Genomic DNA, 25,723 nt, shown 5'->3' on the forward strand with positions numbered 1-25,723 from the left:
AAAATGACCCGAGTCCGTCATGGACTCGGGTCATTTTTTGTTCGATCGAATTGTCAGCGCGAGCGAACCAGAAGCGTGCCCGTCGCTCGGTCCTGCATTCCGCGTCCGTCGATGTCGGTGATAGTTGCCGGGATGACAAACACAAGGAGCGCCTGGCGAGCGAGAGCTCGAACGAAGCCGACCCGGATGGGTCCTTCGATTCGCGCCACCTGCAGGCCCATGACAAATTGCCCGGGAGTGAAGTTGAACAGGGTCACGGTGAGCACGCCCACGATGAACCACACGATCAAGGTGATGGTCGACGTCTGGCCGTCGAAAAAATCTCCGGTGATCAGTGAGGCAACGCCGACCGCCATCACCCAGTCGATCATGAGCGCGCCGAGTCGTCGGCCGGAGCCGACAAGCGATCCCGGGCCGTCCTGCGGGAAGCCAAGATTCTCGCCGCGGTACGCCTGCTCACGTCCGTCGGCGTTCTTCGGCAAAGCTGCTTGCGGCCCCGAGAGCCAAGTTCCGGTGATACGTGCCATGCTGTCCAGGATAGGCGTCGTAGCACCGTAGTCCAGATTGCCGTGTTTTAACTGTGCAGCTGATCACACAGATTTCGGAAATCCCCAGGACAATACGACGTGTAACACTGCCGAAACAAAGGGTTGACGAGCGGGCAACACCAGATACCTACCGTCTGGCTCGACGGATTCAACCTTTCATAACAGTTGGCTGAAGCGACTTAAGGAGCACAAGCGTGGCATTCACCACGGCCGAAGAGGTCATAAAGTACATCGCGGACGAGAACATCGAGTACGTCGACATTCGCTTCAGCGACTTGCCTGGCGTGCAGCAGCACTTCTCGATTCCCGCGTCTGCTTTCAACCAGGACGTGTTCGAAGACGGCCTTGCGTTCGACGGTTCGTCCGTCCGCGGGTTCCAGTCGATTCACGAATCCGACATGATGTTGCTCCCTGACGTCACCACGGCCCAGATCGACCCTTTCCGCAAGGCGAAGACCCTCAACATCAACTTCTTCGTCCACGATCCGTTCACCCGTGAGTCCTACAGCCGCGACCCGCGCAACGTTGCCCGCAAGGCCGAGGAGTACTTGGTCAGCACCGGCATCGCGGACACCGCATTCTTCGGCGCCGAGGCCGAGTTCTACATCTTCGACTCGGTTCGTTACGACTCCGGCATGAACTCCGCTTTCTACGAGCTGGATTCGGTTTCCGGTTCCTGGAACACCGGCGCTGAGACCAACGCCGACGGCTCCCCCAACCTCGGCTACAAGGTTCGCGCCAAGGGTGGCTACTTCCCCGTCGCTCCGTACGACCACTACGTGGACCTGCGCGACGAAATCTCCACCAACCTGACCAACGCGGGCTTCGAGCTCGAGCGCGGCCACCACGAGGTCGGCACCGGCGGACAGCAGGAGATCAACTACAAGTTCAACACGCTGCTTGCAGCTGCTGACGACCTGCAGCTCTTCAAGTACATCGTCAAGAACACCTGCTGGCAGCACGGCAAGTCCGCCACCTTCATGCCGAAGCCGCTCTTCGGTGACAACGGTTCGGGCATGCACGTCCACCAGTCCCTGTGGAAGGACGGCAAGCCCCTCTTCCACGACGAGTCCGGCTACGCAGGCCTCTCGGACATGGCTCGCCACTACATCGGCGGCATCCTGCACCACGCTCCGTCGCTGTTGGCCTTCACCAACCCGACCATCAACTCGTACCACCGTCTGGTGCCGGGCTACGAAGCTCCCATCAACCTCGTGTACAGCCAGCGCAACCGCTCGGCAGCTGTCCGTATCCCGATCACGGGCAACAACCCGAAGGCCAAGCGTCTCGAGTTCCGCGCACCCGACTCCTCGGGTAACCCGTACCTCAACTTCGCTGCACAGATGATGGCCGGCCTGGACGGCATCAAGAACAAGATCGAGCCGATGGCTCCGGTCGACAAGGACCTCTACGAGCTTCCCCCGGAGGAGGCTCGCAACATCCCGCAGGCTCCGACCAGCCTCGAGACGGTTATCAACCGCCTCGAAGCAGATCACGAGTACCTGACCGAGGGTGGCGTCTTCACCACCGACCTGATCGAGACCTGGATCTCGCTCAAGCGCGAGCAGGAAATCGCTCCCGTCAACCTGCGTCCGCACCCGTACGAGTTCGAGCTCTACTACGACGTGTGATCCCGGTGGAGTGGCTGGCCTGCACAGCAGTTCGCAGGTCTAGCCCTCCGTCCGCAGTACCTTTAGCCGAGTCCACCCGCTCTGCGATCCCAGCATCGATCGCAGAGCGGGTGGACTCGTCTGCGTCGGGCCGTGCCCGTAGACATCGAGGGTTGTCTTGGCGCTATCCGTCGGAGAACCGGAACGTGGGTAGCTCATCGCTGTCTAGGTCGTCGAAAGTCACCTCGTATGCCAACGCGGCACTCGCTTACGTGTCGGCGGCCAATGCCGGGCTCACGGTTCAGCATGGAACGTCTGGTCGCACTTTGCTGTCCGGTGCGACAAATAGGGCGCTGAGCGCTGCGGGAGAGTCACTTACGCTCATGTGGACCGGGCCCGACGTGGGCACGGATCCAAGGTTCCAACTAGTCACCCTGGCGGGCGCTTGTCGCATCCGGCGTGCCGCATCTCACGCCTTTCTGCTCGCCGCAGTTCGGCGGCTGATTCTTCGAGGTCGGTGTGGCTGATTGCGCGGCCAATCCAGACCGCGGACAACGCGCCTACGACGATCCAAACGGCGACAATTCCGACAATCCACCACATAGCTGGGAGTGTGCCATGGGTTGTCTGGCTCTGTCGGACTGTGGTCCAGTTTTGGTGGCGGGTTCACCCCCGGTTTCACCCGACCGGGGCGCACGGGAATGGAAGAGCCCACCGCACAGAATTGCTCACGCAGGGCAACTAGCGGGCAGGGCTGCATAGGTCTCGTTTCGATCACGGCCAAGTGGGTACATGACTCGCAGGCCGCGACGGCCGGGGCGAGCATGCGGCCTCGCAACCGCGCGGTTCAGGTTCTTGCCGGTTGAGCACACAGCCCACAGGAACCGATGTCGTTCGGGACTTCTTCCATGTCGGGGGATTTCGCTTCAATGAACGATGCCCCCACTCTCAGTCGCTGAGGGTGGGGGCCTTTGTCGTCATCCGCGTTGAGCACACAACGTGGGGACCCTCTTTCCGTGCTGAGCTGACCCCTCATGTCTTGCCTCGCATTCCTAACCGTAGGCCTGCGCACAGGTTCGTGCCAGGTTTCCGAACAAGACGATCGGGACAGATGGCAGCCGATTCGTATTTGCAGGCTGCCCAGAGTTGCTCACACGCAGCGACTGTTGGGAGGAATTCCTTAGGTCGCTTACCCCGACCGACTAACACCCCACAGACTTCGGGACCGACAGCACTTGCGACTCGCCCACCTTAGGTGCTGGACTTTCGCCCCCGTTTCGGGAGATGGTTAGCAATGCAACCGAACATAGCCACGGATACACAATGAACCTCTGGGTCGACAACTTACGGAAACCGCCAGATGGGTGGACGTGGGCAAAGACCAGTTCCGGAGCTATCGACGCACTCTGTTTCGGCATGGTGGAACGAGTCTCTCTTGATTACAACCTGGGCGGCGATGACACCACACGCTCGGTCATTCGCTGGATGCGCGAAAACAGTGTGTGGCCGAGGGAGATCCACGTGCATTGCATCAACCCTGTACGTGTCGAATTGCTTACCAAATTCATCGACCGGTATCGCAATTAACCCGCCCAGAATTGTTCGATGCCCCGCCCCCGATGAATCGGGAACGGGTTTGGTGCGACTGGGTTGAACTTCATCGATGCTGGCGGATTCGTCTACATACGAAAATTCAATTCGCATGAGCAAGAAGGCATTTGATATTTTGGATCGCATACCGGGCGCTGCGGTAGCCCACCGCCAAGTTTGATCACTGCCAGGCGCGGAGCGCTCCTTCCGCATCAGCATGATTGATAGCGCGGCCTAACCAAACAGCAAGGAACGCGGCGGTTGCCGTCCAGCCCGTCAAAATTTCAACAATCAACATGTCGCGATTGTGACACATGACCAACATATGTAACTACAGATCGAATAACGATGTAACGCGACTCACCGAGACGCACAAACTGATTCCTGATTTTGCGAGCGCAGGATCAGAAAAAGTAGGTACCTATGTAGGTAATTCTGCCCGCGCATGTCACGCCTTCCACTGACAGTGTCAAAACGTACCTACAACGTGACCGAAGGTGGCGGCAACGGATGAACCTCAGGGATCAACTGGACACGTGTCAGTTTCTACTGAACCGTGCCCAACTCGCAGGTGACGTCGACGCCATTCGGCGACTCTCAGAGCGTCGACTCGTGCTGGTTAAACAGCTAGCCAGCATGAGAACCCACCTCCGTCTGGTGTAGGTACACCAAATTCTCGTAGCATCGGACGATGACCCCACTCGATGTCGGCATCATCGCCGTTGCTGTTCCTGCCCTGGGCATCACTGTGTGGGCTACCGCGATGTTTTTCCTCGGCCGAATTGTCCGGGCTCGCCGCAAGTCTGGACGCATTACCTATCGCGCCGAAACGCAGCCAAGCTAATGCCACAGTTCAAGTCTCATCATGTAGCCACCGGCACAGAAGACTCACGTATCCAGGGCGGTTGGCAAGCCTTCGCCCAGAAGGTCGAGAACGTTGGTCGCACCGCGAAGTGCATCGGCAACGCACGCCGCAGTTGACGCAAATACCTGCGGGTAGTCGATCTCCCCCAGCGCCGGATCGACCTGCCAGGCAAGCCTTTCCGAGCCAAGTGAGAATTCCGCGTTCACCCCGGCCTTGTTTCCGCGCGGATCTTGGCGATGCCAGGATCCTTCGAGATAGATCGCGACCAATCCGTGGAGCACGAAACCGTCGCGATCCGCGAGTCGCTGGTAGCAGAGCCCAGTCGGAATGCCCTCGGATCGCAACAGTGCGGCCAGTAAGTGGGACTTTGCGTAACACAGCCCGACCCGCGCTTCGAGAACCTCCGTCGCGGTCAACGTCACTCTCGGATCCTGAACATCGTTGGAGTGCCCGACGTTGTCTCGCACCCATTCGAATGCGACCTTGGAGAACGCACTCTCGGTGTCCGACTCCTGACGCAACTGTTGCGCCAAGGATCGGATAGCCGGGTCGGCAACTTGGATGATCTCGTCGTGCCCCAGGTAGTTCTGCGGAGCTCCCGCCTCGAGCAAGAGTTTTTCAGTCGCCATATCCAGAACCCTAGTTACAGCCGCTCATATTCAGCAGCTCGGCCGGCAGATCGTTCTGCATGACGACCTCGTTTCCGTCCCAGACGAAAGTAGCGGTCGCCAAGCCGCTCGGATTTGCATTCGAGTCCATACCGCGCGGCCACCTGTACTGCACCGTTGCACTCTCGCTGGTGCCATCGACAACGGTGGTGAATCCGAACGCACATGACGTCGCAGTTCCGAGGTACTCACCTCGATGGAAAAACATCACGTGCTCCGGCGAACTGCCCGTGCCTCCCTTGGTTTCGACGACGGCGTAGCTCAGGTCGGCACACGGATCGAAGTTCGTGTCCCCCATGAAGATCCATTCGATCCCGGGGATCCTGGCATCGGCAGGAACTTGCGCGACGGCACTCGTGATCGCAGTGTTCTGGGAAGCATTACCGCACTGGAGTGTTGACGCCGTCGCGGGATCGACAGCATTGTCGCCACACAGCCAGGGCCAACCTGTCAGCTGCCGAAGATTCTGCGGCTCCGCACTGAAGGTCTCCTCTTCACCGAACATCGAGCCATCCCCAGACCCGCCTCCGTTGGCAGCGTCATACGTGTAGGAGGTGACCTTCATCGACGGCCGGGCGGTAGATCCGCCGTACGGCGAGATGAATTTCCACACCTCGATCGGCCTATCGCTGTCGCCGGTGCAGCGGACCGCAGTGTCGTAACCCTCGCCGCTGTGCAGCTTCCACTCAACGGGGTTGCCTTCGTACAGCGAGACCGGCGGCGACATCACCGCGAGTGTCGAGTCCTCCCAGGACCAGACCTTGTACGCGGCGCTACCTCCGAGATCGGATGTGGCGATGACTACTTCAGCCCCCGGACGCCCGTCGATGTCCCACGCTCCGACAAATCCGCCTGTTCGTTGAATCGCCGGATCCGCGAGCATGGTGGACTCGGTCGCCGCCACCTGGGCTTCGGTGCCGGCCATCGTGAGAACCACTATCTGATCGTCGACTCGGCCGATCGAATCGTCTAGTCCGTCCCCATCGACGTCCGCCAGCGCCACATCGACGCAGCGCAACCTCCCCGCACAGACGTCGGGCACGGATGCTTCCGTCGACGTCGAGAATTCCGTGCTCTCCCCCACCTGCGCCGCACCGTCGATCGATTCCGATCCACACGACGTGAGTACTACTACCGCCGACGCACACACAAAAACAGCCAACTTGGTTCTCACATTGCCCCCTGATCCGATCACCGGAGATACCCGAGAATCATAAAAGTCCCGTTGAGGTAATCGGGGTTAAGCTGGCGAACGAATTTCGAGACGGCACCATCGAGATGATCGAGGATAGACCTATGAACACCTTCCAGAAGTCTGCGGCGGCCATCAACAAGGTGGTCTTGGCCGCGATGCGCGTGCCGCTTGTCGAAAAGCTCATCGGCGGTTCGACGGCCCAGATCACCTACACCGGACGCAAATCCGGAAAGACCTTCACTTTGCCTGTTTCCTACCGCCAGAAGAACGACGAACTGTTCATCCGAGTTGCACTTCCCCAGAAAAAGAACTGGTGGCGCAATTTCCTCAACGAGGGCGATCGGATGCGCGTCAAAATTCGGGGAATCGATCGCACCGGGCACGCAGTCAGCACCCGAGACGACAAGGGCAACGTATCCGTGAAGGTGACCCTCGACCCAGTCGGCTGATTACAACGACCCTACGGCGACAACGACGCCCACGTCGCCATAGGGAAACGAGCCCTTGCCGATATGGCCGAGCTTGTTGAAAAATCTCGAAATCGGCACCATCACACCATATTTCGCTTTCACTTTGCTTTGAATCTCGTCGAAGTCGGGACCGGAACTCACCAAGGTAGCGGTCCCAGCGGCAGGCACAGCACCGGGCGCCGGCTTCCCACGGTTGTTGCACGGCACAACGGTCACCCGCGGATTGTTGCGCAACCGTTTTGCCTTGCCGGATCTCGAGGACGTCCAGAATCCGATTCGTCCGTCAGACAGCGGCACAGCCCAGGTGGGCGTCGCAACGCCATCGCCGCTCTTCCTGAAGGTAGTTACCGAGATCGTTTTCTCTTCACCGAGGGACATCGATCGAGCGTATTCCTGTTCAGTCGAAGTGACCACAGAAACAATTCAGCTAGAGCGCTCGAACACCAGCGGCCAAGTCCGTTTCACCGACCGCTCGTCAGGGAATATCTATACACGTGAATGCGGAACTGATCGTTCTCCTGGTTGTTGTTGTCACCGCGCTCGGGTTCGACTTCACGAATGGTTTTCACGACACCGGAAATGCGATGGCCACCTCGATCGCTACCGGAGCGTTACGCCCCAAGGCAGCAGTGGCCCTATCCGCATCGCTCAACCTCGTCGGAGCTTTCCTCTCCGTCGAGGTGGCCGCAACGGTAGCCAAAGGTGTGGTGAACCTCGGAAATGTCGGTGGCCAAGCGCTCCTGACGATAGTGTTCGCGGGCCTTGTGGGCGGCATCATCTGGAACCTCGCCACCTGGCTGCTCGGTATCCCGTCGAGTTCCTCTCATGCACTGTTCGGCGGCTTGATCGGCGCAGCAGTTGCGTCGCTGGGCATGAATGGCGTCGCGTGGAGCGGCGTCCTGAGCAAAGTAGTTATTCCGGCAGCGCTGGCACCGCTCGTTGCCGGCTTGGTAGCAACAGCAGGCACATGGCTTGTCTACCGAATCACGTCGAACGTCCGCGAAAACACCAAGGAGCGAGGCTTCCGCTTGGGCCAAATCGGTTCAGCCTCACTGGTTTCTCTCGCTCACGGGACCAACGACGCTCAGAAGACCATGGGCGTCATCTTCTTGGCTCTGGTCGCACACGGCACCATCTCCGCCGACGCTCCGATGCCGTTCTGGGTCAAGTTGACCTGTGCGCTCGCGATTGCGGCGGGCACTTACCTGGGCGGGTGGCGGGTTATCCGCACACTCGGCAAGGGCCTTGTCGAGATTGCCGCACCTCAGGGAATGGCTGCCGAAGCGTCCTCCGCTGCAATAATTCTCACCTCCAGCCACCTCGGTCTCCCGCTGTCTACAACCCACGTGGCAACGGGTTCGATCCTCGGAACCGGACTCGGGCGCAAAGGCGCCGAAGTCCGCTGGAGCGTCGCACGACGGATGGGTATCGCGTGGTTGATCACGCTCCCCTCCGCTGCACTCGTGGGAGCCGCGTGCTGGGGCCTGGTAAATGTCGTCGGTGGACTGCCCGGAGTGCTCGTGGTCTTTGCGATTCTCATCGCAATGGCCGCCTGGATGTACATACGCTCCCGCAAGGAACCCATCGATCCCAGCAATGTCAACGCTGATTGGGACGGCGCTCTGGTTCCCGCCGAAGTTCCGGGACCCGACGTCAGCGTCCTCACCGAAACCATCGTCCCCACCGAAACCATCGTCCCCACAGAAACCAAAACCCTGCACCTACCGAACTGAAAGTCATCACATTGCCTGCACCGATCCCATCATTGGCACAGTCGATCCTTACGTGGCTACGCGTCGGTTATCCCGAAGGGATCCCACCGAAGGACCGAATCCCTCTCATGGCATTGCTTCGCCGCCGACTCACCGACGCGGAGGTTCGCGAAATCGCAATCGGTACTGCACTGGCCGAACTGATCGACGACAGCAGCGACCAGGTAATCAGAGGTGACGAGATCAGTGCCCAAATCTCCGATGTGACAAGCCAAAGCGCTTCCGACCAGGACATCGCACGCGTCGCAGCAGTCCTGGCGGCGGCGGGTTGGCCGCTCGCCGACCTCGACGCAGGCCGATGATCCCCTCTTGATCGACCCCTATGAACCAGTAGCGGCAAACCAACCGCTTCGGTATCAATGCAGTAACAGATCCGCAATTGATTGACTCCGCCCCCGGACAGTTCGCGAGAATGCAGTAACTCGGGGGCTCTGCCAGATTTCTCGAGCACACCACTAAAGGGGCGGGAGTGGCGCGAATGCGATTTTTCCAACGAGGGTTGACGGAACCGATTCGACAAGGCAAGTCCAGGACACGTCGTTGGTCCAGAACACGTCGTTGGTCCGGAACCGCGGCACTCGCCCTGACGGTTCCGTTGGCGATTGGACTGATCGGATCCTCGGTGGCCGCTGCAGCACCGGCACGAACCGCACAATCCGGTGGCTACGAAGAAGTTTTTGTCGACTCCTCGATGGGGCCCATCAAGGTTCAGATCCAGTGGGCATCTCGCGGCGGCAACGCTGCCCTGTACCTGCTCGACGGGCTCCGCGCTCGCAATGACCGCAATGCCTGGAGCTTCGAGACAAATGCATTCGACCAGTTCCGCGACAACAACATCACGTTGGTGATGCCGGTCGGTGGCCAGTCGAGTTTCTACTCCGACTGGTATTCGACCAGCAATCTCAACCGCCAACCAGTCACATACAAATGGGAAACATTTCTCACCCAGGAACTTCCTGCGTACCTCGATACTCGTGGCGTCTCGCGGACCAACAACGGTGTCCTCGGCCTCTCGATGGGCGGCAGCGCAGCACTGACCCTGGCCGCCTACCACCGCGACCAGTTCAAGTTCGCTGGATCATTCTCGGGATACCTCAATATCTCCGCGCCCGGTATGCGTGAAGCGATCCGGGTTGCGATGATCAGCGCCGGATCCTTCAACGTCGACGCAATGTGGGGCCCACCGTGGAACCCGGCGTGGTTGCGTAACGATCCCCTCGTTTTTGCACCGGAACTCAGGGGCCTGTCGATGTATATCTCGGCGGCGAGTGGATTGCCGGGAGAATTCGACAAACCCCGACGACCAGTGGACTTCGTCAACACCGGTAGCGCAATCGGACTCGAAGCACTCGCCTTGCTCAACACCCGAGCATTCCAGGTACGCCTCAACACACTCGGCATTCCTGCCACGTACAGCTTCCCGTCCAACGGAACCCATTCGTGGCCGTACTGGGGTTCTGAGCTCTGGAAGGCACGCGGTCAGATCCTCGACACACTCAACGCCTGGTGAGTGGCTGCCTGTGACACAGACCCCGACTCACGGCACTCGATAGGTGTCTCCACACGTAGGGTCCACCAGACGGCGCATGATGTCGTACGCCCGATCCGGATCGACGTATGGCGGAATCATCATCAACACAAGTTGCCGACCGTAAATGTCGTCGAGATACATCAAATCTACGGGTTGACCTGGATACGGACCTCGAACTTCGAGGCCGTCGACCTCGTCGATACGACGCTGCGCAGTGCTCACCGTGTTCCAGTCGAACGCAACCCGGGTAATCGGCCCTAGACGCAACGAGAGTGCTGATATCAGATCGTGTAGCTCCGCTGTGACGTTGGTGGTCCATGGAAACCAAGCACCGTCGACATGCGACTTCACCGCGCCCTGACCCCGCAGTAGGAACCGTGGTGTTCGGGTAGGCGAAGGAAATGGTTGACCGGGGTGTCGCGGTTGCGTTTCCATCCCGAAGTCGATGGTGTTTGTGTGCGCCATGACGGACGCCCCTTAGATAAAACGTTCATGGGACCGTCAGGCATACGCCGGATCATGAGACCCATGTCATCCAGAGTACGCCGCCCGGGCTGTCCGAAATCTCCTGCCGCGATGGCGATCCAGCTCAACGTCCGGGAGCCCTCGAGATCCACCGCGAACCCGGAGCGGTGGTCAGCCGCCCAATTCGGCGATCATCTGACTCAATGACGCGGCAGCCAATGTCAATTCACCTTCGACCGGCGATTTTCCGCCGGACGGCAATCGCTCGCTGAGTTGCTCGCGCGTCACGATTGAGATTCCGTCGGATTGGAATCCTTCCTCGTGCGGTTCGTAGACTGCGATACCGCCGTCGACGGCCACCAGTTCCGCGTGCGGGTTGCTCCGGAGAAGAGCTCGCAGGTGTTCGACAGTCACGGTCAGATCGTTCATGCGCATCTCTTTCGCGTCGACAACACCACACCTGGGCATCCAGTAGGTACCCACTGACAGTGACTCGAAATCAGAGCCGAGAATTCCGGTTTCGCAACGCCGGTGACCGGGCACAGCGATCGAGTACAGCGCGAAGACGAATGGACGTGACGGCTATGAGCACGGAAAAGCAGTTATTCCTCGCGACACGTTTGGACGAGTTGATCAGAGATTTGGAAGCGGATGCGCCAGCGCCTGCGCAAGGTCCCCCTGGCCATCCCGACGGGCTGCTCGTCACAGCACAACGGCATCGGGCGGAGGTTGACACAGCTGACGCCAAGCACATCGACGAGATCATGAGCGCTCACCCGGAGATTGCCGCTGCGTGGTCGGACAGGTCGACGTAGGCCCGCGAACGCGACCGCCGACGGACGTGATCATGAAGGCACTGCCGGCAATACTGACGAGCGTCGTGGTTGTGTGTGTCGTGGCCGTGGGTGTTTATCTCGTTACCCAGAGATCGCCACATGGCGACACTTCGCGCCCACTCGCCGATACGTCAGCCATTATCGACGGGCAACCGACGACGTGCACCGAGTTGTTCGGCGCGACGTGCAGCTTCGACCTGCAAACCGAGTACAACCGGTGGGGCGAGGCGATCGATAGCTTCGTGAACTCCGGACTGCTCGGACCCTACGCCCGCAGTATCGGATTTGTCCCCGCCGCGAAGCTGAGCCTGCAGGCATGTGGCGTCAGCAACACCACAGGCCGAACCGTCCTCGATTTCAACGACCTGGCTCGGGTGGACCACCCCGATGCCAGCACGACCGACCTCTTCCCGTTCTGGAATGCGTCTCGTCAATTCGTATGTCCTGCAGCGCCTTAACGCCCCAACGGCATCCGTCGTCCGGGTCGCGACAGGAGCATGCCAGGCGCTGCCACATACTGTTCCGATAGTCGCAGCATGCGACACCTACTGGAAGCGGTCGACGGAGCAATGGCAACTGACATACCCAAACATGATCGACGCCAACGCCTCATGGGATCCGTGGCTCAGATCGTCATCGGCCTGCCGCTAGGCCTGATCGCTGCTGGAGCGCTCTGGCAAGCGCTGCCTTTTCAATCCGGGATCGTCATATTCGTGACCGCCGTCGTAATTACACTTGTGCTGCCGGCGCTCGTCGCCGCCCGCTTTCGAACTTTGACACCCGGCGCTGTCGCATTCGCGGTATCGGCGACGCTACTCAACCTGCTGGTGGCACTCGTCGTTCTCGAGTTCTGACAAGATACCTCGCGCTCAAAATGATTGGGTCAGAGCGCGGCAAACAGATCGACGGTGTTTCCGTCCGGATCGAGTAGCACCGCATAGCGCTGCCCCCACACGGCGTCAAAGGGTTCCTTGTGCCCGGGAAAGTCTGTGGTGATCCGCTTGTACGCTTCGTCGACGGCCGCGGGGGTGCCGAAATCGAAAGCCAGAGCCACGGGGTGTCGGCCCGCGACCGTCGCATATTCAGGGTCGAAACTCTTGATCGTCGACTCTGCATCCCACGCCAGTCGCAACCCGTTGCCGAAGGTGAACTCGACGTGTGGGGCATCGGACGGCGTTTCGGGGATGTCGAGGCCCAGACTGCGGTAGAACGCCAGGGAACGATCGAGATCGGTAGTGACAATTCCGACGAGGTCGAGACGGGGTGAAACCGACACTGTGTTCTCCTGTTTTCGGTTCGAAAAGTAGTCGACGAGTGTGTGACGATCAAGAGATGACTGCCACGGACGCTCGCACCACACACGGTAGTCGCAGTGCAGAATCCGGTCTTGAACAAAACGGCCACACATACACCGAACAACGCATCACGGGCACGGACTTCTTCAGTTGCCTGTGGACAAGCACATCATCTGCAGCCGAATCGACGCCGACGACCACGGCATCCGAGGAACCCGTCGCAACGCACCGGATCATTCCGGATCTCTGCGCAGACTTCATCGTCGACAGCACCGGCAAAGCCTGGCTGGTCGGCCCGGCAACCGTCGCAGATCTCGTCACGACGGCACCTGGAGTGACCCGGTGGGGAGTTCGTATCAATCCCCCGGCGCTACGTTCGATACTCGGAACCGACGCCGAGATTGTGCAGGACACCAAAATCGATTTCGGCGACGTTCTCTCGTCACGCCAGGCCCGGATACTGGCCGACGCGCTGCGAAGCACACGCGTCGACGCAACACTCCTCGAAAACCTCTGGCCGAGTATCTGTCCCGATGATACGGCCCAGATCGGCTACGCAGCGTTGACCGCGTCGCCCGAAATACGGGTCCGCGAAGTGGCATCGGATCTCGGGGTTTCCGAGAGACATTTCCGCCGCACAATCGCTGCGTCGACTGGGCTCTCTCCGAAGACGATCCAGCGAGTCCAACGTATGCAGAACGTGCTGATGCTGGCCCGCGGCACGAACACATCCGCGCACATGTCACTGGCAGACCTTGCGGTGCACGCCGGATACGCCGATCAGGCCCATCTGTCTCGAGATGTTCAGGCACTGACCGGCGTCACTCCGACCCAGCTACTGCGCGAGCACCGCCGCTAACGCGAGTGCCGCACAGATCAGTCCAGTTCGTCGAACCGCGGAATCAGATACTCCGACACCCATTTTGCTTCTTCGATGAGTGGCCACCCGGCGAGAATGAGGGCGGTCAGCCCGGTGCGCTGCCGAAGGGTACGCACCGAATCGGTGATCGAATCGGGGTCGCCGACGTAGTAGACCGCCGACGAACCGGTTCCGAAGATATCGAGCGGCGACCACGCGGTAATGCCGGCATAGAGCCCGTCACCGACATACAAGTCTTCAGGTTCAGGGAGCCGACCCGCGGCGATTGCATCGACCCACCCTTGGCGCTGCGAGTCGCGGGCGGTGAAGGTCTTGAGATCCTGCGCGCCGTGTGTGCGTCGACGCACCGCGTTGTCGAGAACATCGGCAATCTGCTCGATGCCTGTCTTCTCGAACAGCGACCGGAATCGTTCGAGGGCTTCGCCTTTCGTAGGCCTGACGATCACGCCGGTCAAAGCACCGAAGTCTGTGAATTCGCGTCCAGCGGCAGTTGCCGCATCCCTTGCAGCCGAGAACTTCTCCTCGATGAAGGACGTTTCACGGAGCATCGCCAGGTACGTGTCGAGCACCTTGCCTGAATTTGCCAGGCCTGCAGGCGAATCCCCGGTTCCCCACAGCGGAACCTGGTGTCCCACCGGCGCGTCGATCCGCAACGGCGTGTTGGGGAAGTTCGACTCGGTGCCCTCGGCGTAGATGCGTCGGAAATCAGCCCAGTACTGCTCGCCCAGTTCGTACCGCTGATCGTGGTCGACGTTCATGTCGTACTTGGTCAGGATGTTCTCGCGGCCGTTGACCGAGTTGATCATCAACCTGCCACCACTGAAAGCGTCGAAGGTCAGCGCCTTTTCGGCCAGCAATCGTGCCGGCGTCATGTTCGCGTAAATCGCGACCAGGAACTTCATGCGACTGGTGTGGGCTGCGGCCCACGTCGCGGAAATGAACGGATCGTTCGGCCAGGTCGCTACCAGTGCACCTTCGAATCCGCCGTCGTCGATCGTCTTCGCAAGTTCGATCTGGCGCGCGCCGTCCACCGGGTATAACCCACCGGGGCTCCACGGGTAGTCGCCGTCGGCCTGGGTGAGATACCAGAAAGTTTTGACGCTCATCAGTTCTGCACTCCAGCCGGCAGTTCGAAGGATTCGACGCGGGCCCGCGCCCGAACGGTGTCGGCATCGACGGCATAGAGCGCGTCCAGATAGGCAACCGCAAACGATCCGGGGCCGGTGGAGTTCGCCTCGGCGATCTCGGACGCAACCGCAACGTGAGTGTGGGCTGCAACAAGTCCTTCCAGCGGCGTCTGTGCCACAGCAAGATACGCAGCAACAAGGCCACCCAGGGAGCATCCGGTGCTGGTGACACGGGGAAGTAGTGCGCTGCCGCCCGAAATCTTGACGCCGACCACGACGCCGTCACGATCACGTCCGACGACGTAATCAACTGGGCCCGAGGCAGATACCGCGTCCGTGTACTTCAGCAGTGCAAGCGCCGCCGGAACAGCATCAATCGAATCGGATGCACTGTCGACGCCGCGGGTATCGCCACCGAGACCGGCGAGCGCGATGATCTCCGACGCGTTTCCGCGGATTGCGGTCGGATGGAACTGGAGAAGGTCCACGGCAATCTCACTGCGCCAGGGCAATCCGCCGACACCGACCGGGTCGAGAACCCACGGTGTGCCTGCGCTCTGTGCTGCTTCGGCTGCAACTCGGAAAGCCGCTGCGGTCGCGTCATCCGGAGTTCCGAGATTGACCAGAACTCCCCCGGCGATCGCCGCAAATCCGGCCGCCTCGTGGACATTGTCGATATGCGCATTGCTCGCGCCTGCCGCCAAGAGAACGTTGGTCAGGAAGTTGGCAGAGACGATATTGGTCAGTGATTGAACGAGCGGCACCTGCGCGCGAAGCGCTTCGAGCGCCGAGGCAACGGTGTCAGCAGAGACGTCAGACATGGATTTTCCTTCGAGAATGTGAGGTCGGTACGGGCCGGGCGATCAGGACTCGCGACATCGATCGCCTTCGGCGGGCTCGATTCCCGTGACCATCGGCAAAGTGGGGTCGGCGGTCCATTCTTCGAGAGAACCGTCGTACACCTTGATGGCGTCGTAGCCGCTGATCACCAGTCCGAGCGCGCTCAGACACGCGGAAACGCCTCCGCCGCAATAGATGATGATCGGTGCGGCGCTCGCCGACAGTTCCCGCGCACGGACGGAGACATCCGTGGCAGGGAGCATCAATCCGTTGTCGTCCAGCAGGCTTTTGGCCGACAGATTCCGGCTTCCCGGGATGTGCCCACGACGCGAGTATCTCGTTTTCTCGGTTCCGGCAAATTGCTCAGGTGACAACGCACAAACAAGGGTGCCCGACGAGGTGCCTGCAGAGACCGCGGCGACATCGTCTCGATCCGCCCACAGGTCCAGATCGACAACGCCCCACGGCGCAACAGAGTGTGCAGGTGCTCCTTCATCCCCTGATTCGACGGGAAACCCGTGCCACGTCCAGGCCGCCAATCCGCCGTCGAGAACCCGCGCGTCGATTCCCGCATTACGCAGCACCCACCACAGCCGCGAGGCCCAGGTCATCGAGCCTTGGTCGTACAGGACGATTGTCGAGCCCACACCGATCCCGGCAGCGGCCAGGTCGAGGGACAATTGCTCGGCCGTGGGCTTCGTGAAGTGCAATGACGCATCGCGGTCGGAGAACGTTGTCATGAGATCTACGTGGCGAGATCCCGGAATATGCGCGTCGACCCAGCCTGCGTAGCCCGATTCGGGGCGATAATCACCGTCGAATCGTGCGGGCGGGAAATGCACCGTGACGTCGAGAACTACGACGTCGCTGCCAGTCAGCAGCTGCGCAAGCGCCTCACTGCCGATCAACGGCGTGACCGATGTCTGTGTCACCGAAGCACCTCTCCGTAGTTGAACCAAGCAAGTAGAACCAAGCAAGCTGAACCAAGCGAACTGAAACCAACGCCCACGAACTTAAGTGAGTACTAGCGTATACGCAAGTACTCATGCGTTGTCGGTGGCATAATCAAACGCGCTTCACTCACGGAGAAGGAACGGGGAAACATGGGCGTCGAGGAAACCACGACCAGCGCAGAATTACTGGTGCCCGAGGCGGCACTGGGACGTTCCGACCAGACTTCCCGCCAGTACCTTCGGTTGCGGGCCGACATCCTCGACGGAAAGTTTGCCCAGGGCGCCCCGCTTCACGAAACGCAATTGTGCGAAACCTACGGTGCCTCGCGCACACCTATCCGGGAAGCCCTCAATTGGCTTGCGCACGACGGACTTCTCGAGCGCGCCGCCCGCGGCTTCCGGGTGCGATCCGGAACACCCGAAGACGTCATCGAAATCTATGCTGCGCGAGTGGCTTTGGAGTCCGAGGCCGCCGGGGCAGCTGCGTTGCGACACACCGAGTTGGACCTTGCGCGCCTCGAAGGTCTTCATGACCAGTGCTGCACAGCCACTGACGGCGCAGCGATTCGGGCCGGCAATTTCAAGTTCCATGAAGCACTCTGGCAGTCCGCACACAATGCGACGATCACGTCACTCCTGATCAGGTTGACCACCCAACTGCGGATCTACGACAGCGGACCGCCCTCCAACTACGGTGAACCCGATCTACTGAATTCCGAGCACCAAGACATCCTGACGGCAATACGAGGTCGCGACGAGAAGTCCGCCCGTGAACATATGCGGGCTCACCTCGAACGTAGTCGCGAGCAGCGCATCAAGATGTTTGCAGGTCGCTGACCGGAGAAACTACCGACACCACGACCGCTCGACCGTCCATCGGACGGACCGGGCGGTCTTTGCCATGTCTATCGCGCCACATAATTAGGCAAGTCAACCCTTAGTAAGGATATGCTAGCTTAATTCCTGTTAGAAATTGTTTCAGTTTTCGATAACCATCACCACGCCAAGTCTTTTCGGAGAAACCATGCCCCCGAAGCACACCCCCTCCCCTCTTGCCGGTGCCCTGACGCGGCGCCAACTCATCCGCTCGATGGGCATCGCAGCGGCAGCACTCGGCGCATTTGGTATTACCGCCTGCTCCTCTCGGGCACCGGTATCCGAGACGGCGTCGACCGGCGCCACAAGCGGTCCGTTCACCGTCGTGGATCAGTACCAGAACACGATCACCTTCGACACCCCGGTCGGCCGCATCGCGTCCGCGATCATTCCGGTTCCGTCGATGATTGCCGGCTCCGATCAGTCGATCTCGCGCAATGTCGGCGTCAACTCGAGTGCGATCTCGCTGGCCAAGAACGGCATGCTCGGGGTGATGTTCCCCGAATTCCTCAATACCCCAGTTGTTTCCGGACCCGACTTCGTTCCGAACGTCGAGCAGATCCTCTCACTCAACCCGGATGTCGTGATCCAGTGGGGCGACAAGGGCGACGACATCGTGGCGCCGCTGCGCAACGCGGGTCTCAAAGTCATCCTCCTAAAGTACGGAACGCAGGAAGACCTCGAAGCCTGGATCAACATCTTCGGAGACCTCCTCGACAAGAAAGCCGAAGCGCAGGAAATCCTCGCGCGCATGGCAACCGACCGCAAGACCGTCGAATCCATTGCCGCTGCAAACACCGCCACGGCGCCGCGAGCGATGTACTTCTACAGCACCCCTGAAACCAAGGTCTCGGCCGACAACACGTACATGGACTTCTGGATCACCCTCGCCGGTGGCAAGAATGTTGCCAGGGGCGCCGGAAAGGGAACCAGCGTCGCCGTCACCAAGGAACAAATCCTCACGTGGGATCCCGAGGTCCTGGTTCTCGGAAACTTCGACGCAGCAATCCCGCAGGATATCTACGACGACCCCAACTGGGCATCCCTGAGCGCCGTGAAGAACAAGCGCGTCTACAAGGCGCCCATCGGCGGATTCTCGTGGGACCCGCCGTGCAACGAGTCGAACTTGATGTGGCTCTGGGTCGCTGAAATCTTCTATCCCGAAGCGAAACTCGATCTCGATCTGCGTAATCGTATTCGTCAGACGTACACCTCGTTGTACGCCTACGACGTTTCCGACGCCGAGATCGATCGCATCCTGCACCTCGAGTCCAACCAGGTGAGCGCCGGATATGACTCGTTCCGCGCTTGAGTCGGACGCGGTACCTTCCGGTAGCGAGAAAACTGCCGGAAGGCCCTCCCGGTACCGGGCTTTCACCGTTCCGCTGATCCTGACGTTCGGCATCCTCGCTATCGGTCTGGCAGCTCTGGCCATCGGCCGCTACACGATCCCCGTCAACGAGGTCGCCCGCATCCTCATCGATCGGGTCATCCCGCTCGAGCAGACGTGGACCGATGTCGAGTCGCAAGTTGTTCTCGGCGTACGATTCCCGCGACTTCTGCTCGGAATGCTTGTCGGTGGCGGTCTTGCACTGGGCGGTTCCGCACTGCAGGCCGTATTCCGCAACCCCTTGGTGAGCCCTCAGGTCCTTGGCGTCTCGTCCGGCGCATCCTTCGGCGGAGTCCTTGTCCTGATGCTCGGTCTCGGTTCAGCTTTCTTGGTCGGCGGTGCATTCATTTTCGGTATCGCCGCCCTGATCATGGTGATGGCGATCGGAAAGACCCGTTCCGGCAGTTCGATTCTCATGATCGTGCTCGGTGGCGTGGTGACCAGTGCGTTCTTCTCGGCGCTTGTCTCGTTGATCACGTACCTCGCCGATCCGTACAGCACGCTGCCGTCAATCGTGTTCTGGCTCATGGGTTCCCTGGCCACCGCAGACATGGGCAAGGTGGCAATCGCCGCTGTTCCCATCCTTCTCGGCAGCGCGGTCATTCTCGGGTTGCGATGGCGGGTGAACATCCTTTCGCTCGGCGACGACGATGCCGCGTCACTCGGCGTGAAACCGCACCGCCTGCGCATGCTGCTGCTGGTCATGGTGGCGTTCATGACGGCCGGCGCAGTGGCGGTGTCCGGTGTGATCGGCTGGGTCGGCTTGGTTGTACCGCATCTGGCCAGGCTGTGGGTCGGCCCGGATCACCGGGTCTCGATGCCGACGACGTTTGTTCTCGGCGCCGCCTACCTGACCGTCATCGACACGCTGTCACGCACGATCAGTCCGGGCGAGATTCCACTGGGCATCTTGACGGCCATCATCGGTGCACCGGTCTTTGTTGTTCTCCTTCGCAATTCGAGCAGAAGGGCCTTCATCGATGCTTGAGCTCATCGACCTCGGGTTTCGGTATTCAGGACGGGACTGGGTTTTTCGCCACACGAATCTCACCATCGAGTCGGGCTCGATCACCTCGATCCTTGGCCCGAACGGCAAGGGCAAAACCACCTTGCTGCGCTGCATTGCCGGGCTGAATACCGCTCAGGAAGGCCGCGTTGTCCGCGACCCGAACATCGGTTACGTTCCGCAAGCTACCTCGTCGAGTTTTGCGTACTCGGTCTTCGACATGGTGCTGATGGGCCGAGCGAAAAAGGTGTCGACCTTCGGGGTTCCCAGCAAAGCCGATGTGGCCCAGACCCGTACGGTACTCGAGCGAGTCGGCATCGATCACCTCGCGACATCGAACTTCACCGAACTGTCCGGCGGACAACGGCAACTGGTCCTGATCGCGCGCGCACTCAACACCGACTGCACCTTCATGATCCTGGACGAACCCGTCTCGGCGCTCGACCTGCGAAACCAAGCGCACGTCCTCCAGCTTCTGCGCGAACTCGCGTCAGAAGGCATGGGCATCCTACTGACCACCCACCATCCCGATCACCCACTTCATCTGGGAGGCGACGCCGTAGTGATGTTCAGTCCCGAAGAGATCGTCGTCGGTCCGGTAGCGACCCTCGTTACCGGTGAGACCCTCTCTCGGCTCTACGGCATCGATGTCGCCACCGACACGGTCCACGACCGCGGGAATCCGCGCACCGTGGTCTACACCCGCTACGACAATTTTGCGGCGGCCGGAAACGACCTTCGCCTCACAGAAAGCTCACTCACATGACCGCCGCGCTACACGCAACAACTCCGGTTCTGCACTTCGTGATGGGGTCCAACGCCGGCATGGCCGGCGGCACGTCGGACACGGATGTCGTCCGCAACGTAGACCTCTACGAACTCGACGCCTTGGACCTGACTTCTGTTTCCGGACTCATCGTCAACGGCAACTGCGATCAGATCTACTTGGAACGACGCAAGGACGTCCTCACGGACTTCGTCACCGCCGGCGGCCGGATCGCGATCATGGGGCATCCCCTGACGGATTTCCTTCCCGGCCTGGGACAGTGGCGCAAATTGCAGTACTCCGGCCCCAAAGATCTGGCAATCTCCGCCGGAAGCCCGCACCCCGTGTGGGCAGGTGTCGACCCGGCCGATCTCAGTTTCCGCAAGGAAGTCTCCGGTTTCTACGGGCGTGGCTACAGCCAGAAACTTCCGGACAACGCCATCGTCACCAATTACATCGGCCGCCACGGACTGCCGGTCGACTACGTCTACCCACTGGGCAAGGGCGAGGTGCTGGTGCACGGAGGAATCGATCTGGCGGTGTTCCAGTCCGATCCGAATACGTCGGCACGCGTCTACCCCCAGTTGCTGTCCTGGCTTGCCCAGCTCGACCGAACGGAAAACCGATGACCATACTCAACGAAACCGCCCTCGAAGCATTCAACCGCACCGACCGCGCTCCCCTGTCCACGCGCAATCTCGCTCTGGTGCACGGCGGCTCGCATTTTCATCTGCAGACCCTCGAGGATCCGGCCGTTGTCGCGCACCAGCCGGATTTCCATTACCTCGCTGATCTGCAGCCCGGCGATCTCGACGACGTCACGACGCTGATCCTGGCCGATCGTTTGCATCCGGAGCTTCTCCGCAAGCACGCCGCCGAGTTCCTCGCTGTCGCCGAACGCGGTGGCACCCTCGTCGTCCTCGGTGAGAATGCCGCGCACACATGGCTTCCCGGTGTGACCTGGAGCCCGCGTCCCACCAACTTCTGGTGGTGGCGAACCGGCGAGGACCCGTTGATCCGCACACGCAGCCACGATCACGAATCGTGGAAATATCTCACCACGAAGTCTGTGATCTGGCACCACCACGGCCTGCTTCACACCGACGCGGACGTTGTGCCACTGCTGATCTCGGAAGAACCCGACGCGGAGGGCAACCCCTGTGACGCCGGTATGATGCTGTTCGAGGACACCACCTCGACTCCCGGCCGCATCATCGCCACGACGCTGGACCCGACGTACCACCACGGCAACAACTTCATGCCGGGTTCGACGCGATTCCTCTACGCGCTACTGCGGTGGGTCGATCACACCTGACGGCACTACGTCGTAGACCTCGTCGGCCGGTTGCGCCATAACTCGATCAGTCATCTCCTGCTTGAGCACCACCAACCGGGCCTCTGCTTCGGCGCTTCGGCTGGGAGTGCGTGACAGCTCGATGAATTCGTCCACGACGAAGCCCTCACGCAGGATCAGCGTGACACTCTCATCGCGGTAGTCGATCTGGAATACGTACAGTTCCAGCGTAATTCCCCGCTCGGGGCGAGCAAGGGAGCCGTCGACGGTGTATCGACCTTCGGTGACTGCGCGAGTGACCAGTTCGACAGTGTCCCGCACTCCAGGGCCACCGTGCGATGTTGTGACAACAAGCTCGCGCCGCTCGACGGGCTCATCCTGCCCCAGGACTCCGAGTGCCCGTTCGAGCACTTTGTAGGCGTGGGCAACACCGCCGGGCGCCAAAGGTCCGTGGTAGCGCAGGGCGTCGGCGAAGGTGAAGTCCAAGGTCGTTCCCTGATCGATCACCGTGAGGCTGTTGGTCATGACAGAATCCTTGCAGAAAATCGGGCTCTCCGGCACCACTGCCGGAGAGCCCGAGTCAAGGACAGTGAAAGATCAGTAATCGTCCTCGGTGTAAATGATCATGCCGCGCAAGTTCTTTCCCGCGAGCATGTCGGCGTAGCCCTCGTTGATCTCCTCGAGCTTGTAGGTGTTGGTCACCAACTCGTCGAGTTTGAGTGCGCCGCTGCGGTAGTGATCGAGCAGCTTCGGAATCTGGGAACGCGGACCGACACCGCCGAAGATGGCTCCCTGCAAGCGCTTCTGCAGCAGTGTCAGCTCGAACAGGCTGAGCGTCACCTGCGAATCGGCGTAGTGGCCCATGCCGACCACAACAACCTGACCGCCCTTACCCGTGGCGCTGAGGGCAGGTTGAATGATGTCGCCGTGGATCTCTCCGACAGTGATCACGGTGACGTCGGCCATCTTGCCCCACGTGAGTTCACCGATCGCGGGGATAGCTTCCTCGAGCGAGGCGAAGGTATGAGTTGCGCCGAATTCCTTGGCCTTCTGCCGCTTGAATTCAACCGGGTCGATCGCAACAACAAAGCGCGCGCCCGCAGACGCGGCACCCTGCACCGAGTTGATGCCGACACCGCCGACTCCGATAACCACGACCGTGTCACCGACCTTTGCGCCGCCGATAGCCGTCGCCGATCCCCAACCGGTCGCGACGCCACAGCCGAGCAGCGCTGCCTTGTCGAGTGGGATGTCCTTCTCGATCTTGATCACCGAGGACTCGTTGACCGTCACGTACGGAGAGAACGTGCCGAGCAGGCACATCTGAATGACGGGCTCACCATCGAGGGTGACTCGGTACGAATTATCCGAGATCGATTGTCCGGTAAGCAGACCCGCACCCTGGTCGCAGATATTCTGCAATCCCTTTGCGCATGACGGACAGCGTCCACACGCCGGAATGAACGCCAGTACAACGTGATCACCTTCGACGACGCTCGTAACGCCCGGTCCCACCTTGGTCACCACTCCGGCACCTTCGTGCCCACCCACGGCAGGATAGAAGGGAAGCGGGCTTGCACCCGTCCGCAAGTGCTCGTCCGAATGGCACAGCCCCGATGCGGCAAGCCGAATCTGCACTTCTCCGGAAATCGGATCACCCAGATCGACCTCTTCGATTTCCCACGGCTGACCTGGCGCCTTGACTACTGCTGCCTTGACCTTCACCAGCACTCCTCGAAATTATTCGTGATGCACGGACGACGACGGACCGAATCGGGACTTGTGTCCCCGATCACACTCCACCTACGAGTGTGCCCGATGGGGGCCGAAAATATCGGCGCTCAGACGATCACCTTCAGACGCGACAATGCCGCCACCGAGAAACTAGTGACGGCATTGTCGAAAGCACGAGATCTTCGCTCAGACAGCGGTACCGATCGGGCCACGCGCTGCTTCGTACGCCGCACCGACACGGTACAGACGCTCGTCCGCCATGGCCGGAGCCATGATCTGCAGACCGACAGGCAGATTGTCGTCCGCCGAGAGACCCGACGGCACCGACATGGCGCAATGGCCGGCCAGGTTGGTGGGCAGGGTGCAGAGGTCGGAGAGGTACATCGCCAGCGGATCGCCCACCTTCTCCCCCAACTTCCACGGCGTGAACGGACTGGTCGGCGAGACCAGAACATCGACCTGCTCGTACGCCTTGTCGAAATCGCGAGCGATCAGAGTGCGAACCTTCAGGGCTGAGCCGTAGTAGGCGTCGTAGTAGCCCGAGGACAGTGCGTACGTGCCGATCATGATGCGGCGCTTGACCTCCGGACCGAAGCCGGCAGCGCGAGTGGCTGCCATGACCTGATCGGCGCTCATGTTGCCGTCGTCGACGCGCATGCCGTAACGCATCGCGTCGAAGCGCGCCAGGTTGGACGAGACCTCACTGGGCAGCACCAGGTAGTACGACGCGAGCGCGTACTCGAAGCTCGGGCACGACACCTCGACAACCTCGGCGCCGAGAGCCTTCAGTTGCTCGACAGCCGCGTCGAAGGACGCGATGACTCCGGGCTGGTAGCTGTCGGAGTGCAGCTCCTTGACGACGCCGACCTTGACGCCGCGCAGGTCTCCGTTGGCACCTTCGCGAGCCGCGGCAACCACCGGACGCACGGGAGCGTCGATAGACGTGGAGTCGCGCGGATCGTGTCCGGCGATGACCTCGTGCAGCAGCGCGGTGTCGAGCACGGTGCGACCACACGGGCCACCCTGATCGAGCGACGACGCACACGCGACAAGACCGAAACGCGAGACGGTTCCGTACGTGGGCTTGGTGCCGACGGTTGCCGTGACTGCGGCCGGCTGGCGAATGGATCCACCGGTGTCGGTGCCGATGGCCAACGGTGCCTGACGGGACGCCAGCGCAGCTGCACTACCGCCGCCCGAGCCGCCGGGGATACGCGTGGTGTCCCACGGGTTACGCGTCGGGCCGTACGCCGAGTTTTCGGTGGAGGAACCCATCGCGAATTCGTCGAGGTTGGTCTTGCCGAGGATCGGAATGCCTGCGGCGCGAAGCTTGCTCGTCAGGGTCGCGTCGTACGGCGCTACCCATCCTTCGAGCATCTTCGACGCGCAGGTCGTCGGCATGTCCGTGGTGGTGAAGATGTCCTTGAGCGCAATCGGCACACCGGCGAGCGGCGATACGGGCTCGTTTCCGGCTGCCAGGGAGCTGTCGACGGCAGCAGCGGCTTCGAGCGCCTGATCGCCGGCGACGTGCAGGAAGGCGTGGTACTCGGAGTCGACTGCAGCGATGCGATCGAGGTGCGCCTGGGTGACCTCTACGGAGGACACCTCACGCGAATGGATCTTGTCTGCCAGAACCGAGGCGTCCAGCGTTGTCAGGTCGGCGGTCATTCGCCCTCTCCAAGGATCTGCGGAACGGCAAAGCGATCCTGTTCGACTGCGGGTGCACCGGACAACGCCTGATCCGGGGTCAACCCCGGCACGATGACGTCCGGTCGGGTGACGTTGGTGACGGCATTGGGGTTCGCCATGGGCGGAACGTCGTCGGCCGCAACCTCGGTGACCACCTTGACGTGGTTGAGAATCGAATCCAACTGACCGGCGAACTCGTCGAGTTCTGCGTCGGACAGTGCGAGTCTGGACAGCCGCGCGAGGTGCGCGACCTCGTCACGGGAGATGGCAGGCACCGCGGGGCCCCTTTCGGAAGAGGACGTATTCATTGCCGGTCCAGCCTA

32 protein-coding genes are annotated in these 25,723 nt (G+C 60.8%); 17 read left to right on the top strand and 15 right to left on the bottom strand.

The features are described from left to right. Positions 1 to 53: 53 nt before the first annotated feature. Entirely contained in the window at positions 54 to 527 is a 474-nt protein-coding gene (locus EEB13_RS01655; RefSeq protein WP_033231048.1) for an RDD family protein, read from the bottom strand. 215 nt (positions 528 to 742) lie between these two features. On the opposite strand from EEB13_RS01655, the gene glnA reads away from it, so the two are divergent. Continuing rightward, on the top strand, positions 743 to 2,179 hold the full coding sequence (gene glnA / locus EEB13_RS01660) for a type I glutamate--ammonia ligase (RefSeq protein ID WP_021344608.1): 1,437 nt from the start codon (positions 743 to 745) through the stop codon (positions 2,177 to 2,179). Between the two features lie 408 nt (positions 2,180 to 2,587). Here glnA and EEB13_RS31345 read toward each other — a convergent pair whose 3' ends face one another. Beyond that, positions 2,588 to 2,761, bottom strand: a complete 174-nt coding sequence (locus EEB13_RS31345) for a hypothetical protein (protein ID WP_187328471.1) — start codon at positions 2,759 to 2,761, stop codon at positions 2,588 to 2,590. Between the two features lie 720 nt (positions 2,762 to 3,481). On the opposite strand from EEB13_RS31345, the gene EEB13_RS32295 reads away from it, so the two are divergent. After that, the gene (locus tag EEB13_RS32295; RefSeq protein ID WP_095886519.1) at positions 3,482 to 3,745 is read left to right on the top strand and encodes a cyclic-phosphate processing receiver domain-containing protein; all 264 of its coding nucleotides are present in this window, start codon (positions 3,482 to 3,484) and stop codon (positions 3,743 to 3,745) included. Between the two features lie 694 nt (positions 3,746 to 4,439). Beyond that, positions 4,440 to 4,592 (top strand): hypothetical protein, encoded by a 153-nt coding sequence (locus EEB13_RS31350; RefSeq protein WP_155276671.1) that lies wholly within the window; start codon positions 4,440 to 4,442, stop codon positions 4,590 to 4,592. Positions 4,593 to 4,636: 44 nt separating this feature from the next. On the opposite strand, the gene EEB13_RS01675 is transcribed toward EEB13_RS31350, so the two are convergent. Together EEB13_RS01675 and EEB13_RS01680 are read right to left on the bottom strand one after the other, a co-directional pair. After that, positions 4,637 to 5,242, bottom strand: coding sequence for a transglutaminase-like domain-containing protein (locus EEB13_RS01675; RefSeq protein ID WP_095886520.1), 606 nt, complete (start codon positions 5,240 to 5,242; stop codon positions 4,637 to 4,639). 10 nt (positions 5,243 to 5,252) lie between these two features. Further along, entirely contained in the window at positions 5,253 to 6,455 is a 1,203-nt protein-coding gene (locus EEB13_RS01680; RefSeq protein WP_095886521.1) for an LppP/LprE family lipoprotein, read from the bottom strand. A gap of 122 nt (positions 6,456 to 6,577) precedes the next feature. Between EEB13_RS01680 and EEB13_RS01685 the strand changes: the two genes are divergently transcribed. Continuing rightward, the gene (locus EEB13_RS01685; RefSeq protein ID WP_095886522.1) at positions 6,578 to 6,925 is read left to right on the top strand and encodes a nitroreductase/quinone reductase family protein; all 348 of its coding nucleotides are present in this window, start codon (positions 6,578 to 6,580) and stop codon (positions 6,923 to 6,925) included. Here EEB13_RS01685 and EEB13_RS01690 read toward each other — a convergent pair whose 3' ends face one another. Next, positions 6,926 to 7,324, bottom strand: a complete 399-nt coding sequence (locus EEB13_RS01690) for a PPOX class F420-dependent oxidoreductase (RefSeq protein ID WP_116101969.1) — start codon at positions 7,322 to 7,324, stop codon at positions 6,926 to 6,928. 116 nt (positions 7,325 to 7,440) lie between these two features. Between EEB13_RS01690 and EEB13_RS01695 the strand changes: the two genes are divergently transcribed. The 3 genes from EEB13_RS01695 to EEB13_RS01705 all read left to right on the top strand — a co-directional run bounded on the left by EEB13_RS01695 (position 7,441) and on the right by EEB13_RS01705 (position 10,228). Further along, on the top strand, positions 7,441 to 8,679 hold the full coding sequence (locus EEB13_RS01695) for an inorganic phosphate transporter (protein ID WP_045070347.1): 1,239 nt from the start codon (positions 7,441 to 7,443) through the stop codon (positions 8,677 to 8,679). Positions 8,680 to 8,690: 11 nt separating this feature from the next. After that, positions 8,691 to 9,020: a DUF3349 domain-containing protein gene (locus tag EEB13_RS01700; RefSeq protein ID WP_080711566.1), complete on the top strand. Its 330-nt coding sequence runs from the start codon at positions 8,691 to 8,693 to the stop codon at positions 9,018 to 9,020. A 176-nt stretch (positions 9,021 to 9,196) separates the two neighbouring features. Continuing rightward, the gene (locus EEB13_RS01705) at positions 9,197 to 10,228 is read left to right on the top strand and encodes an alpha/beta hydrolase (protein WP_116101483.1); all 1,032 of its coding nucleotides are present in this window, start codon (positions 9,197 to 9,199) and stop codon (positions 10,226 to 10,228) included. 27 nt (positions 10,229 to 10,255) lie between these two features. Here EEB13_RS01705 and EEB13_RS01710 read toward each other — a convergent pair whose 3' ends face one another. After that, positions 10,256 to 10,714, bottom strand: a complete 459-nt coding sequence (locus EEB13_RS01710; protein WP_033231058.1) for a DUF5994 family protein — start codon at positions 10,712 to 10,714, stop codon at positions 10,256 to 10,258. A 171-nt stretch (positions 10,715 to 10,885) separates the two neighbouring features. Next, complete coding sequence (locus EEB13_RS01715; protein ID WP_230589960.1) at positions 10,886 to 11,143, bottom strand: hypothetical protein; 258 nt, start codon at positions 11,141 to 11,143, stop codon at positions 10,886 to 10,888. A gap of 155 nt (positions 11,144 to 11,298) precedes the next feature. On the opposite strand from EEB13_RS01715, the gene EEB13_RS01720 reads away from it, so the two are divergent. From EEB13_RS01720 to EEB13_RS01730, 3 genes are all read left to right on the top strand, one after another. After that, positions 11,299 to 11,529, top strand: a complete 231-nt coding sequence (locus EEB13_RS01720) for a hypothetical protein (RefSeq protein WP_033231472.1) — start codon at positions 11,299 to 11,301, stop codon at positions 11,527 to 11,529. Positions 11,530 to 11,561: 32 nt separating this feature from the next. Next, positions 11,562 to 12,008 (top strand): hypothetical protein, encoded by a 447-nt coding sequence (locus EEB13_RS01725; protein WP_095887897.1) that lies wholly within the window; start codon positions 11,562 to 11,564, stop codon positions 12,006 to 12,008. A 78-nt stretch (positions 12,009 to 12,086) separates the two neighbouring features. Continuing rightward, the gene (locus tag EEB13_RS01730; protein WP_141484478.1) at positions 12,087 to 12,404 is read left to right on the top strand and encodes a hypothetical protein; all 318 of its coding nucleotides are present in this window, start codon (positions 12,087 to 12,089) and stop codon (positions 12,402 to 12,404) included. 29 nt (positions 12,405 to 12,433) lie between these two features. Here EEB13_RS01730 and EEB13_RS01735 read toward each other — a convergent pair whose 3' ends face one another. Then, the gene (locus EEB13_RS01735; RefSeq protein WP_033231060.1) at positions 12,434 to 12,826 is read right to left on the bottom strand and encodes a VOC family protein; all 393 of its coding nucleotides are present in this window, start codon (positions 12,824 to 12,826) and stop codon (positions 12,434 to 12,436) included. A 56-nt stretch (positions 12,827 to 12,882) separates the two neighbouring features. Here EEB13_RS01735 and EEB13_RS01740 point away from each other — a divergent pair, with 56 nt between their 5' ends. Then, entirely contained in the window at positions 12,883 to 13,704 is an 822-nt protein-coding gene (locus EEB13_RS01740) for a helix-turn-helix transcriptional regulator (protein WP_233365294.1), read from the top strand. A gap of 17 nt (positions 13,705 to 13,721) precedes the next feature. Here EEB13_RS01740 and EEB13_RS01745 read toward each other — a convergent pair whose 3' ends face one another. From EEB13_RS01745 to EEB13_RS01755, 3 genes are read right to left on the bottom strand one after another with little or no spacing between them, the layout of a single operon-like run. Further along, complete coding sequence (locus EEB13_RS01745; RefSeq protein ID WP_045070360.1) at positions 13,722 to 14,831, bottom strand: LLM class flavin-dependent oxidoreductase; 1,110 nt, start codon at positions 14,829 to 14,831, stop codon at positions 13,722 to 13,724. After that, the gene (gene thiM / locus EEB13_RS01750) at positions 14,831 to 15,673 is read right to left on the bottom strand and encodes a hydroxyethylthiazole kinase (protein ID WP_033231063.1); all 843 of its coding nucleotides are present in this window, start codon (positions 15,671 to 15,673) and stop codon (positions 14,831 to 14,833) included. The genes EEB13_RS01745 and thiM overlap by 1 nt, the downstream gene beginning before the upstream one ends. A 42-nt stretch (positions 15,674 to 15,715) precedes the next feature. Next, the gene (locus EEB13_RS01755; RefSeq protein ID WP_141484479.1) at positions 15,716 to 16,624 is read right to left on the bottom strand and encodes a sulfurtransferase; all 909 of its coding nucleotides are present in this window, start codon (positions 16,622 to 16,624) and stop codon (positions 15,716 to 15,718) included. A gap of 171 nt (positions 16,625 to 16,795) precedes the next feature. Between EEB13_RS01755 and EEB13_RS01760 the strand changes: the two genes are divergently transcribed. The 6 genes from EEB13_RS01760 (at position 16,796) to EEB13_RS01785 (ending at position 21,998) form a co-directional block, all read left to right on the top strand. Beyond that, on the top strand, positions 16,796 to 17,482 hold the full coding sequence (locus tag EEB13_RS01760; protein WP_033231065.1) for a GntR family transcriptional regulator: 687 nt from the start codon (positions 16,796 to 16,798) through the stop codon (positions 17,480 to 17,482). 187 nt (positions 17,483 to 17,669) lie between these two features. Further along, positions 17,670 to 18,833: an ABC transporter substrate-binding protein gene (locus tag EEB13_RS01765; RefSeq protein WP_045070363.1), complete on the top strand. Its 1,164-nt coding sequence runs from the start codon at positions 17,670 to 17,672 to the stop codon at positions 18,831 to 18,833. Beyond that, positions 18,814 to 19,899 carry a FecCD family ABC transporter permease gene (locus EEB13_RS01770; protein WP_095886526.1) on the top strand — a complete coding sequence of 362 codons (1,086 nt, stop codon included), beginning with the start codon at positions 18,814 to 18,816 and terminating at the stop codon, positions 19,897 to 19,899. The genes EEB13_RS01765 and EEB13_RS01770 overlap by 20 nt, the downstream gene beginning before the upstream one ends. Continuing rightward, complete coding sequence (locus EEB13_RS01775; protein WP_045070368.1) at positions 19,892 to 20,683, top strand: ABC transporter ATP-binding protein; 792 nt, start codon at positions 19,892 to 19,894, stop codon at positions 20,681 to 20,683. The genes EEB13_RS01770 and EEB13_RS01775 overlap by 8 nt, the downstream gene beginning before the upstream one ends. Further along, the gene (locus EEB13_RS01780; RefSeq protein WP_052683624.1) at positions 20,680 to 21,312 is read left to right on the top strand and encodes a hypothetical protein; all 633 of its coding nucleotides are present in this window, start codon (positions 20,680 to 20,682) and stop codon (positions 21,310 to 21,312) included. The genes EEB13_RS01775 and EEB13_RS01780 overlap by 4 nt, the downstream gene beginning before the upstream one ends. Next, positions 21,309 to 21,998, top strand: coding sequence for a hypothetical protein (locus tag EEB13_RS01785; RefSeq protein WP_045070370.1), 690 nt, complete (start codon positions 21,309 to 21,311; stop codon positions 21,996 to 21,998). Before EEB13_RS01780 ends, EEB13_RS01785 begins: the two co-directional genes overlap by 4 nt. Here EEB13_RS01785 and EEB13_RS01790 read toward each other — a convergent pair. The 4 genes from EEB13_RS01790 to gatC form a co-directional block, all read right to left on the bottom strand. Beyond that, positions 21,972 to 22,502 carry a hypothetical protein gene (locus tag EEB13_RS01790; protein WP_045070373.1) on the bottom strand — a complete coding sequence of 177 codons (531 nt, stop codon included), beginning with the start codon at positions 22,500 to 22,502 and terminating at the stop codon, positions 21,972 to 21,974. The genes EEB13_RS01785 and EEB13_RS01790 overlap by 27 nt on opposite strands. Before the next feature lie 72 nt (positions 22,503 to 22,574). Continuing rightward, positions 22,575 to 23,702 carry an NDMA-dependent alcohol dehydrogenase gene (locus tag EEB13_RS01795; protein WP_033231475.1) on the bottom strand — a complete coding sequence of 376 codons (1,128 nt, stop codon included), beginning with the start codon at positions 23,700 to 23,702 and terminating at the stop codon, positions 22,575 to 22,577. A gap of 195 nt (positions 23,703 to 23,897) precedes the next feature. Continuing rightward, complete coding sequence (gatA, locus tag EEB13_RS01800; protein ID WP_045070375.1) at positions 23,898 to 25,379, bottom strand: Asp-tRNA(Asn)/Glu-tRNA(Gln) amidotransferase subunit GatA; 1,482 nt, start codon at positions 25,377 to 25,379, stop codon at positions 23,898 to 23,900. After that, complete coding sequence (gene gatC, locus EEB13_RS01805) at positions 25,376 to 25,675, bottom strand: Asp-tRNA(Asn)/Glu-tRNA(Gln) amidotransferase subunit GatC (RefSeq protein ID WP_033231072.1); 300 nt, start codon at positions 25,673 to 25,675, stop codon at positions 25,376 to 25,378. Before gatC ends, gatA begins: the two co-directional genes overlap by 4 nt. Positions 25,676 to 25,723: the final 48 nt, after the last annotated feature.

The organism is Rhodococcus sp. WS3 (genome assembly GCF_003797085.1).
GTDB lineage: Bacteria > Actinomycetota > Actinomycetes > Mycobacteriales > Mycobacteriaceae > Rhodococcus_F > Rhodococcus_F globerula.